We start from the raw sequence: 9,845 nt of genomic DNA on the forward strand, positions 1-9,845 counted from the left end.
CGGACCCCGGGAAGCGCGGCCTTGAGCGACTCGAGGGTCGCGCCGGCGTCCCGAAGCGCCTTGCCGGCCGCACCGCCGTCGGCCGCGAGCCCGAGCAGAAGGTGCTCGGTCGAGACGAAGCTGTCCCCCATGCCCTCCGCCTCCTGCTGCGCGGCGTGGATGACCTGGAGGCCCTGGCGGCTGAGCTGCGCTTGGGCGACGGTGCTGCCCGAGCTGGACGGCATCGCCTTGATCGCGGTGCTCGCGGCGACACTCACCGCATCCGGGTCCGCGCCGGTCGCACGCAGGAGTGCCACCGCAACGCCCTCGCGCTGATCCATGAGCGCCTTGAGCAGATGCGGCGGTTCAACCTGAGGATTGCCTGCCGTCGAGGCGTTCATGGCCGCAGCCGAAAGCGCCTCCTGGCTCTTGGTAGTGAATTTGACGTCCAACGAGAGCTCCTTCCCCTGCTACCGGACCATCCAACCGCGCAGCCTTCACTTAGGTCAACGCATCTAAGTTGAGTGTACTCAGCTCAAGTCTCTCCGGCAACCTCGTCGGTGTCATGCTGGAAGGCATGGCCATCCTCATCGATACCCCGATGTGGCCCGCTCACGGGACCGTCTTCGCCCACCTTGTCTCCGACGCGTCCCTCGCGGAGCTCCACGCCTTCGCCGCCGCTGCCGAGATCCCCGAGCGCGCGTTCGACGAAGACCACTACGACGTCCCCGAACGCCGGCACGCTGATCTGGTGCTGAGGGGCGCGCAGCCCGTGGACGGCCGGACGCTCACGCGCGCGCTCATCGCCTCAGGCCTGCGGGTCCCCGCACGGGAGCGTGCCAAGGCCCTCGCGACGCCGCTCGCCCAACGCTGGGAACAGCTCTTGCCGGGCCGCCCCGAGCTAGGCCGCGAGCTGATCGGGCGCTGGTCGGAGGCCCACCGCCGCTACCACACGAACGCTCACCTCTTCGCCGTGCTCACCTCGCTGGACGAGATTTCCGACGACGGCGCCGCCCCGCGCGCCGTCAGCCTCGCCGCGTGGTTCCACGACGCGGTCTACGCCGGAAGAGCTGGCCAGGACGAAGAGGACTCGGCACTGCTCGCCGAGTCGAGACTCGCCGACGCGGGCCTCCCTGCGCCGGAGATTGCGGAGGTCGGGCGGCTCGTCCGGCTCACTGCGGCGCACCGGCCTTCCACGGACGACGGCGGCGGGCAACTCCTGTGCGACGCGGACCTCGCCGTGCTGGGTCGCGACAGCGCCGGCTACCGCCGGTATACGGCGCAGGTCCGCGCCGAGTACGCCCACGTCCCCGACGGGCCCTTCCGCGCAGGGCGCGCCCAGGTCCTCGAGCACCTGCTCGCGCTCGACCCGCTCTTCCACACCGAGCGGGCACGGGAGCTGTGGCTCGACGGTGCCAGAACGAATCTGAGCGAGGAACTCGCGGGCCTGCGCGGCTAGCGCGCGCCCCGCCCCCAGGCGACGAGGGGCAAGCGCACGGAGGTGTCGCCGTCGGGCGCCATGTCGATGAGCGCGAAGTCGTCGAGCACCACCCGCTCCCCCTCATGCACCCGCCGTTCCCCCTGGACCGTGATGTGCGGGCGGAAGCCGCGGCCCGTGTGCTGCGGACTGTGCACGCGGCCGCCCACGGCAGCCACCTCGCTCAGGACCCGCTCGTGGAGCGCATGCAGCCCCGGCTCATGGTGCACGAGCGAAACGCGCACCCTGCCGTGGAAGCCGAAGTTGGCGTCGTCGGCGATGCGCACGGTGATGGGGTCGTGGTGACTGGCGAGGGCACGCCCGACCGCGGCCATCGCGCGCCCGCGCGGCGCGTCGAAGCGCAGGAGGGTCACGTGGAGCGGCCAGCGCCGCTTGCTGAACGGGACGCCCACCGGCGTGGGCTCGACGAAGGCGACGACCACGAAGGCCCCCATCGGCTCGCTCGGAGCCGACTCCTCGGGCGCCTCGTCCGCGTCCACTTCTCTAGTTCTGGGATGCCTCGGTCTTGATGGCCGAGATCTCGAATTCGAGGAGGATGCGGTCGGAGACGAGCACGCCGCCCGAGTCCAGAGCCGCGTTCCAGTTGACGCCGAAGTCCTTGCGGTCGATCCGCCGGGACCCCTCGAAGCCCGCGCGCAGGTTCCCCATCGGGTCGCGCTCCACGCCGATGAACTCGAGCGGGATCGCGATCTCCTTCGTGACGCCGCGGATCGTGAGGTCGCCGTTCACAATGAAGCTGTTCTCCTCGACCTGGTCGATCCGCCTGCTCACGAACGTGATCTCGGGATAGTGGGGGGCGTCGAAGAAGTCATTGGTGCGAAGGTGCTCGTCGCGCTGGGGGTTGCGCGTGTCGATGCTGGCAACCTTGATGGTCACGTTCACGGTCGACGCCGTCGGGTCGTCGGGATCGATCGTGATGACCCCCTCGACGTCGTTGAACGAGCCGCGCACCTTGGTGACCATCGCGTGGCGCGTCGAGAAGCCGAGCCGCGTGTGGGCAGGGTCGAAGCGCCATTCGCCCGCGTACGAGGGGTCGATTTCCGGCATGGGGGCCTCCTTCGTCGTACCAAACTTAGCGCCGCTGTGGCCCGTCACAAAGGATGGGAGCAGACGGACCCGGTTGGGTCACCGACTGTAGCTCGCCAGGAACCTGTCGGTGCGCACAATCTGCTTGCCCAACGGGAAGAGGGAGACCGGGATGAGCTTGATATTGGCGATGGCGAGGGGAATCCCGACGATGGTCATCGCCATGGCGATCGCGGTCGCGACATGCCCGAGGGCGATCCAGACTCCTGCGACAACGAGCCAGATGACGTTCCCGAGCAGGCTGGGGAGCCCCATCTGCTCGTGCCGATCCACCACCATCCGCCCGAACGGCCAGAGCGCGTACGCGCCGATGCGGAAGGACGCGATCCCCCAGGGAATCGTGACGATGAGCAGGCAGCACAGGATCCCGGCCAGGAAGTAGCCGAGCGCGAGGACGAGTCCGCCGAAGACAAGCCAGATGAGGTTGAGCAGGGTCTTCATGGGACCAGTCTGCCCGCGATGCCGGGGTTTGTCGTTACCCCCGGCGGGCGTTCGAGGTGCGCGAGCCCGGGCGGCGGGGGCCGCGACGAGCGGACGACGACGTTGCCCCCTGGGAGGAGGAGGCCGCCGTCGAGCCCGAGCGCGGGGCCGCAGCCCTCGGCGACGCGGCACCTCTCGACGCCGACGCCGCCTTGGGCGCTCCAGCGGCGCCCGACGCGCCCGAACCACCGCGGCCACGGCGCGAGCGCTTGCGCTGGGCGTTCGCGCCGGTCGACGCGCCTTCGCCCGGGCGCGGCTGCTTCGCCGCGACGGCGGCTGCGCGCTCTGCGGGGTCAACGTACTCCGCCGGCTCGCCGACCAGGTCGGCGACCGCGGGCGACGACGACGATACCGTCTGGAACTCCACCTTGACGCCGGCGTGGCGCAGAAGCTGGCGCACTTCCTGCTGCTGCTCCGGGAGGGCCACCGTGACGACGGCGCCGTCCGACCCGGCCCGCGCCGTCCGGCCTGAGCGGTGGAGGTACGACTTGTGCTCTGCGGGCGGGTCGACGTGGACCACCAGCTCGACGTCGTCGACGTGCACGCCGCGGGCGGCGACGTCGGTCGCGACGAGCACGCGCACGGCGCCCGACGAGAAGTCCGCGAGGTTGCGGTCGCGGGCGTTCTGCGAGAGGTTGCCGTGGAGGTCGACCGCGGGGATCCCAGCCTGGGTGAGCTGCTTGGCGAGCCGCTTCGCGTGGTGCTTGGTCCGCATGAAGAGGACGCGTCGGCCGCGGCCGGAGGCGAGGGCGTGAACGAGGTTCTTCTTCGCACCCGCGTCCGCGGCGACGAACACGTGATGCTCCATCGTCGTGACGGCGGCCCGGGGCTCATCGACCGAGTGCGTGAGCGGGTTGTGGAGGTAGCGCTTCACGAGGGCGTCCACGCCGTTGTCCAAGGTCGCGGAGAACAGGAGCCGCTGCGCGTCCTTCGGTGTCGTGTCGAGAAGCCGTCGCACGACCGGCAGGAAGCCCAGGTCCGCCATGTGGTCGGCCTCGTCGAGCACGGTCACCTCGACGTGGCTGAGGTCCACGATGCGCTGGCGCATCAGGTCCTCGAGGCGCCCGGGGCAGGCGATGACGATGTCGACGCCGGCACCGAGCGCGCGCTCCTGGCGCACCTGCGAGACCCCGCCGTAGATGACCGTCGTCGTGAGCCCCGCGGCTTTGGCGAGCGGCTCGACGGTCGCGTTGATCTGGGTCGCGAGTTCGCGGGTCGGCGCGAGGACGAGGCCAAGCGGGCGGCCCGGCGTGCGGACGACGGCGGCACCCGCCGCATCGAGGCGCGCCACCAGGGGAATGGCGAAGGCGAGGGTCTTGCCCGAGCCGGTGCGGCCGCGGCCGAGCACGTCGCGGCCGGCGAGCGTGTCCGGGAGCGTCGCCGTCTGGATCGGGAAGGGCGACTCGATCCCCTGGGCTGCGAGGGTGCGGTCGAGGACGGCGGGAACGCCGACGGAGGCAAACGTGGGGGCAGGCATGAGTGAAGGCAACTCCAGCATCGGATCGTCCCGTGGGCCACGTCGGCGTCACGGGTTCGCCGAAGAAAGGGAGAGCCTGGCGACCGCAGGGCACTGCCGGATCCGGGAGCGCGCAAGGGCTGCATCCCAGGGCAGTCATCGCGTTCATCGACGCTGTTGGAGGGGATGTGAGCCCGAACTCCAACTTCACTAGTCTATCAGGGCTGGACTGGCCACCACTTCGCCGGTCGTGGTCCCGTCGGCGCGAAGCATGAAACCCACCCGCTTGACCGCCCGCAGCATGACTGTGCTCTGGACGAGCTCGATGCCCGGGATCCGCTCCTGGATGGTGAGCTCCGCCGTCATGACGTCGGCAACGGTGCGGAGCCACATCATGATCGTGAAGTTCGTCTGGCCGGTGGTGGACGCGACGAGGCGCACGTTGCGCAATCCCCCGATCGCCGCCGCGGCCTGCGCGTGCTGCCCCGGAGGAACCTTCGCGAGCCACTTGCAGGCCACCGGGTAGCCGGCTGGCCCTTGGGCGACCTCGCAGCGGAACGACAGCAGGCCGCTGCCGAGGACCTTCGCGAGCTGCCGATGGATGGTCGCGGGGCTGCGCCCGAGTTCCCGGGACATCTCGGCGGCGCTCGCTCGCCCATTGCGCACGAGGAGCGGAAGGAGGTCGAAGCAGGCCGCCGGGAGGGAGCCCGTGAACGGTTCGATCCGTCCCAGTTCGGCGAAGGCGGCGATCTGCGCCCGGTCCAGGGCGGCGAGCCGCCAGGAATGGCCGCCCGAATGCAGTCTGGTGCACAGTTCGCTCTGGATTCGATTCACCCCCGGTGCCGCCGCAATCTGAGGCAGCACCCGTTCCGCGCAGTCGACGAGCGATCGCGCAAAGACGGTGAGGGAGAGGTCGGGATGGCTCGTGGCGACGTCGATCGTCTGCGCCTCCGGGATCGCTGCGAGCGCAGCCACCGCCTCTTCGCGCTGGCCCGGGTCGCACTCGACGTCCACGAACGCGACGACCATCTCCGCCGGGTCCCCGCGCAGGTGTGCGGTGCTCCAGGCGAGACCGGTCTGGCGCAGCCGCTCCCAACGACGCGCGAGGGTCGCGGGGTGGGCGCCGAGGATCTCGGCCGCTTCGAGCCACGGGACCCGCGGGGCGATCTGCAGCGCGTGCAGGAGGGCGAGATCCTCCTCCGAGAGCTGGACGACGGGCGCCCCGAATGAAACAGAACGCTGCTCAGAAGGGCTCATCTGATCGATTGTTGCACCAAGCCCGGTATGACGGGTGGTTCAGCGCACACTCGTCAAGGAAAAAGTCACTGTGGCGCAGGCCACAGAGGGACAGGCCACAGAAGGAGAAGAAGTGGAACTGATCGACGAGGCCCGCGGACTGCACGACACTCTCGTGAACTGGCGGCACGCCCTCCACCGGGAACCCGAGATCGGCCTCGACCTGCCGCGGACCCAGGAGAAGGTCCTCGAAGCGATCGACGGCCTCGGCTTCGAGGTCTCGACCGGAACGGACACCACCTCCGTCACGGCGGTCCTCCGGGGCGAAGCCGGAGCTCCTGCCGCCGAAGGCTCACGACCCGTCGTGCTCCTCCGCGCCGACATGGACGCCCTCCCGGTCCAGGAGCAGACGGGCGCAGAGTTCACGTCCCGCATCGACGGGACCATGCACGCGTGCGGCCACGATCTCCACACCTCGATGCTGCTCGGTGCAGCGACGCTCCTCGCCGACAACCGGCACAAGCTCGCCGGCGACGTCGTCTTCATGTTCCAGCCCGGCGAGGAAGGCTTCGACGGCGCGAGCGTCATGGTGCGCGAAGGCGTGCTGGACGCGGCCGGCCGCCGGGCCGACGCCGCCTTCGGGCTTCACGTCTTCTCCTCGACGGCGCCCCACGGGCAGTTCGTGACGCGGCCAGGGGTCATGATGAGCGCCTCCGACGGCCTGTTTGTAACCGTCCGCGGCGCCGGGGGCCACGGCTCAGCGCCCCACGCGGCGAAGGACCCCGTGACCGTGGCGGCCGAGATGGTGCTCGCGCTCCAGACGATGGTCACGCGCCAGTTCGACATGTTCGATCCCTGCGTCGTGACAGTTGGACGCCTCGCGGCGGGCACCAAGCGCAACGTCATCCCCGACACCGCCGAATTCGACGCGACCATCCGCACCTTCTCCGGGGCCAACCGCGAGCGGATGCAGACGGCGATCCCCCGGCTCCTCGAAGGGATTGCGCACGCCCACGGCCTCGACGTCGACGTCCGCTACGCCGCCGAGTACCCGCTGACGGTGACTGATCAGGCCGAGACGGAGTTCGCCGAGTCCGCGATCGCGGAGCTGTTCGGCCGGGCCGGCGGGCGCCACGCCCGGCTCGCCCAGCCCCTCAGCGGGTCCGAGGACTTCTCCCGGGTCCTCGCCGAGGTGCCGGGGAGCTTCATCGGGCTGAGCGCGGTTCCGGCGGGGGTTGACCACCGGACAAGCGCCTTCAACCACTCCCCCTTCGCGACGTTCGACGACGGCGTCCTCACCGATGGCGCGGCCCTTTACGCGCAGCTGGCCCTCGCCAAGACCGCCGAGCTCGCGGCTCATCGAGCACTCCGGGCCCATCGAGCACTCCCGGCCCATTGAGCAACCCCGGCCCATTAAGCAACAGCCCGAAACCCCGCACGACATGGAGGATGCTCCCTTGACCACCAACACAACCCCCGGCGGCGACGCGGTCGCAGCGCGCTCGGCGCGTACCGCCGTCGTACCCTCCGCAGCGCCGTCTTCTGCCGCGCCTTCGGCACGACGGACTCTCGTCAGCACCGGAATCGGCAACGCAGCCGAGTGGTATGACTGGGCGATCTACGCGACGTTCGCGCCGTTCTTCTCGAAGCAGCTGTTCAATCCCGCCGACGCGACCTCGGCGATCCTCTCGACGCTCGCCATCTTCGCCGTCGGCTTCGTGGCCCGGCCGTTCGGCGGGTTCGTCTTCGGCTGGATCGGCGACAAGGTGGGGCGAAAGACCTCGATGACGCTCGCCGTCGGCCTCGCCTCGCTGGGCAGTCTCCTGATCGGGGTCGCCCCGACGTTCGGCGCAGTCGGTGCCATGGCCTCGCTCGTGCTCCTCGTCGCGCGGCTCATCCAGGGCCTCGCGCACGGCGGCGAGCTGCCGTCGTCGCAGACCTACCTCTCGGAGATGGCCCCGCGCGAGCGGCGCGGCTTCTGGTCCACCCTCATCTACTTCTCGGGCACCCTCGGGATCGTGGCCGGAACGCTCATGGGGGCCGTGCTGACCTCGGCCCTGAGCAAGACCCAGATGGCAGAGTTCGGCTGGCGCATCCCGTTCTTCGTCGGCGCCGCGCTCGGGCTGTATGGGCTTGTGATGCGGGCGCGGATGCCGGAAACCGAGGCCTTCGAGGGGATCGCCGAGGGCACCGGGCGCGAAGGGCGGGCAGGGAGGCCGTCGCTGTGGAAGTCCGTGGTCGAGCACCGCAAGCAGGCGTTCCAGGTCATCGGCATGACCGTGGGCCTCACCGTGATCTACTACCTGTGGGCCGTCGTCGCGCCGACGTACGCGTCGACGAGCCTCAAGATCGACGCCGGGCAGGCCCTCTGGGCAGGCATCGTGGCGAACCTCGTGTTCCTCGCGGCCCTGCCGTTCTGGGGCAGGCTCAGCGACCGGATCGGCCGGAAGCCCGTGATGATCGCCGGGGCAGCGGGCAGCGCCCTCCTGCACTTCCCCATGACGTGGCTCCTCCACGATTCGGCCTGGCAGCTCGCGGTCTCGATGTCCGTCATGCTGTTCTTCATCGCCGCCGGTGCGGCCATTGCGCCCGCCACCTATGCCGAGCTGTTCCCGGCGCACATCCGCACCGTGGGCGTCGGCGTTCCCTACTCGATCTGCGTGGCGCTCTTCGGCGGAACCGCGCCGTACCTGCAGACGCTGTTCACCGACGTGGTGAAGCAGCCGTGGATGTTCAACGTGTACGCGGTGGCGCTGATGATCGTCTCGATCCTTGTGGTGATGACCCTGCCCGAGACGAAGGGCAAGGACCTCAGCGACTAGGCTTGAGGGCGATGAGCGAACACCCTGCCGTCTCCGGCACCCCTGCTGCGAACCCTGTCACCCCCGGCAGCCAGGCCTCCTTCGGCACGTACCGTCGTCAGCCAGTGAGCTTCGTGCGCCGCGGGACCAGGCTGCAGGGGCGGCGACAGCAGGCGTGGGACGAGCACGCGGAGTCGTTCGTGGTGGACGTTCCGCGGCACGTCGCCGACACCTCGGTGCACCCGGACTACATGTTCGACGCGACGGGCGAGTTCGGGCGTTCCGCGCCGCTCGTCGTCGAGATCGGGTCCGGGCTCGGCGAGGCCGTTGTCGCCGCGGCGGAGACGGACCCGGAGCGGAACTTCCTCGCCGTCGAGGTCTACCGGCCCGGGCTCGCGAACACGCTCCTGCGGATCGGCCAGCGCGGCCTCACGAACGTCCGCGTGGTCCAGGCGAACGCGCCCGAGGTCCTCGGCACGATGCTCCCCGAGGGTTCCGTGAGCGAGCTCTGGGTGTTCTTCCCGGACCCCTGGCACAAGACGAAGCACCACAAGCGGCGGCTCATCAACGGCTCCTTCGCCCAGCTCGCCGCCCGGGTGCTCGAGCCAGGCGGGCTGTGGCGGCTCGCCACGGACTGGTCGGGGTATGCGCAGCAGATGCGCGACGTCGTCTCCGCTTCCCCGGACTTCCGCAACGCGCACGACGGCGGGCGCGCCGGTTCGGACAGTCCGCTCACCGCCGCGTGGGCCTCGGGAGTGGACTGCGAGCCGACCGGGGAGTCCGACCTCGTGGGTGGCTGGGCCCCGCGCTTCGAGGGCCGCGTGCTCACGAGCTTCGAGAACAAGGCCCTCAAGGCGGGACGCGTCATCTTCGACCTGACGGCGGTGCGGGCCTAGCTGGATGCTCCCTGCGCTCCGACCCGTCGTCGAAACCTCTGGGGTTTCGTCCGCTTTAGGGGGTTTCGCGGCTGAGGCGGCGCCCTTTCGCGCCGGGGATCCTGCGAAGGCGCACGTTTCTTGCGAGGGCGGACGTTTCACCCATGCGAAACGTGCGCCTTCGCACCAAACATGCGCTCTGGGCGCAGACGTGGGTCCACGCGAAACCCCGGGAAGTCACCGAAACCCCCGGTTGCAGTCAAGGGGTTGGGCGGATCGCGGGGGTTTCGCGGCCGCAGGTCGGCCGAACGCCCGGGCTACCGGCTACCGGGCGCCGTCGCGGAGCGCCCCGACGAGGGCCTCCGCCAACGGGTTCCACGCCCGGTTCGTCGGTCCGCTCAGGACGAGCCGACGGCCGAGGGTCGGTTCGAGCG

10 protein-coding genes are annotated in these 9,845 nt (G+C 70.1%); 4 read left to right on the top strand and 6 right to left on the bottom strand.

What is annotated here, in order from left to right:
- A partial coding sequence (locus ACTHL9_RS10965; protein WP_440519054.1) for a Clp protease N-terminal domain-containing protein occupies positions 1-431 on the bottom strand: 431 nt, incomplete at its 3' end.
- A 125-nt stretch (positions 432-556) separates the two neighbouring features.
- Here ACTHL9_RS10965 and ACTHL9_RS10970 point away from each other — a divergent pair.
- Positions 557-1,438 (top strand): DUF4031 domain-containing protein, encoded by an 882-nt coding sequence (locus ACTHL9_RS10970; protein ID WP_440519055.1) that lies wholly within the window; start codon positions 557-559, stop codon positions 1,436-1,438.
- On the opposite strand, the gene ACTHL9_RS10975 is transcribed toward ACTHL9_RS10970, so the two are convergent.
- The 5 genes from ACTHL9_RS10975 to ACTHL9_RS10995 form a co-directional block, all read right to left on the bottom strand.
- Positions 1,435-1,956, bottom strand: coding sequence for a 2'-5' RNA ligase family protein (locus tag ACTHL9_RS10975; protein WP_440519057.1), 522 nt, complete (start codon positions 1,954-1,956; stop codon positions 1,435-1,437). The two genes, ACTHL9_RS10970 and ACTHL9_RS10975, sit on opposite strands and share 4 nt — an antisense overlap.
- A gap of 4 nt (positions 1,957-1,960) precedes the next feature.
- Positions 1,961-2,524, bottom strand: coding sequence for a YceI family protein (locus tag ACTHL9_RS10980; protein WP_440519059.1), 564 nt, complete (start codon positions 2,522-2,524; stop codon positions 1,961-1,963).
- Positions 2,525-2,602: 78 nt separating this feature from the next.
- Positions 2,603-3,004 (bottom strand): YccF domain-containing protein, encoded by a 402-nt coding sequence (locus ACTHL9_RS10985; RefSeq protein ID WP_440519061.1) that lies wholly within the window; start codon positions 3,002-3,004, stop codon positions 2,603-2,605.
- A 34-nt stretch (positions 3,005-3,038) separates the two neighbouring features.
- Positions 3,039-4,520 carry a DEAD/DEAH box helicase gene (locus ACTHL9_RS10990; RefSeq protein WP_440519062.1) on the bottom strand — a complete coding sequence of 494 codons (1,482 nt, stop codon included), beginning with the start codon at positions 4,518-4,520 and terminating at the stop codon, positions 3,039-3,041.
- 189 nt (positions 4,521-4,709) lie between these two features.
- Positions 4,710-5,756 (bottom strand): Lrp/AsnC family transcriptional regulator, encoded by a 1,047-nt coding sequence (locus ACTHL9_RS10995; RefSeq protein WP_440519063.1) that lies wholly within the window; start codon positions 5,754-5,756, stop codon positions 4,710-4,712.
- A 112-nt stretch (positions 5,757-5,868) separates the two neighbouring features.
- Here ACTHL9_RS10995 and ACTHL9_RS11000 point away from each other — a divergent pair, with 112 nt between their 5' ends.
- The 3 genes from ACTHL9_RS11000 (at position 5,869) to trmB (ending at position 9,432) form a co-directional block, all read left to right on the top strand.
- Positions 5,869-7,134: a M20 metallopeptidase family protein gene (locus ACTHL9_RS11000; RefSeq protein WP_440519064.1), complete on the top strand. Its 1,266-nt coding sequence runs from the start codon at positions 5,869-5,871 to the stop codon at positions 7,132-7,134.
- Positions 7,135-7,318: 184 nt separating this feature from the next.
- Entirely contained in the window at positions 7,319-8,557 is a 1,239-nt protein-coding gene (locus ACTHL9_RS11005) for an MFS transporter (protein WP_440519067.1), read from the top strand.
- Positions 8,558-8,568: 11 nt separating this feature from the next.
- A complete protein-coding gene (gene trmB, locus ACTHL9_RS11010) occupies positions 8,569-9,432 on the top strand; it encodes a tRNA (guanosine(46)-N7)-methyltransferase TrmB (RefSeq protein ID WP_440519065.1) in 864 nt (287 codons plus the stop codon).
- The last annotated feature ends 413 nt before the right edge of the window (positions 9,433-9,845 follow it).

The sequence above is a fragment of the Sinomonas sp. genome, from assembly GCF_051955515.1.
Taxonomy (GTDB): Bacteria; Actinomycetota; Actinomycetes; order Actinomycetales; family Micrococcaceae; genus Sinomonas.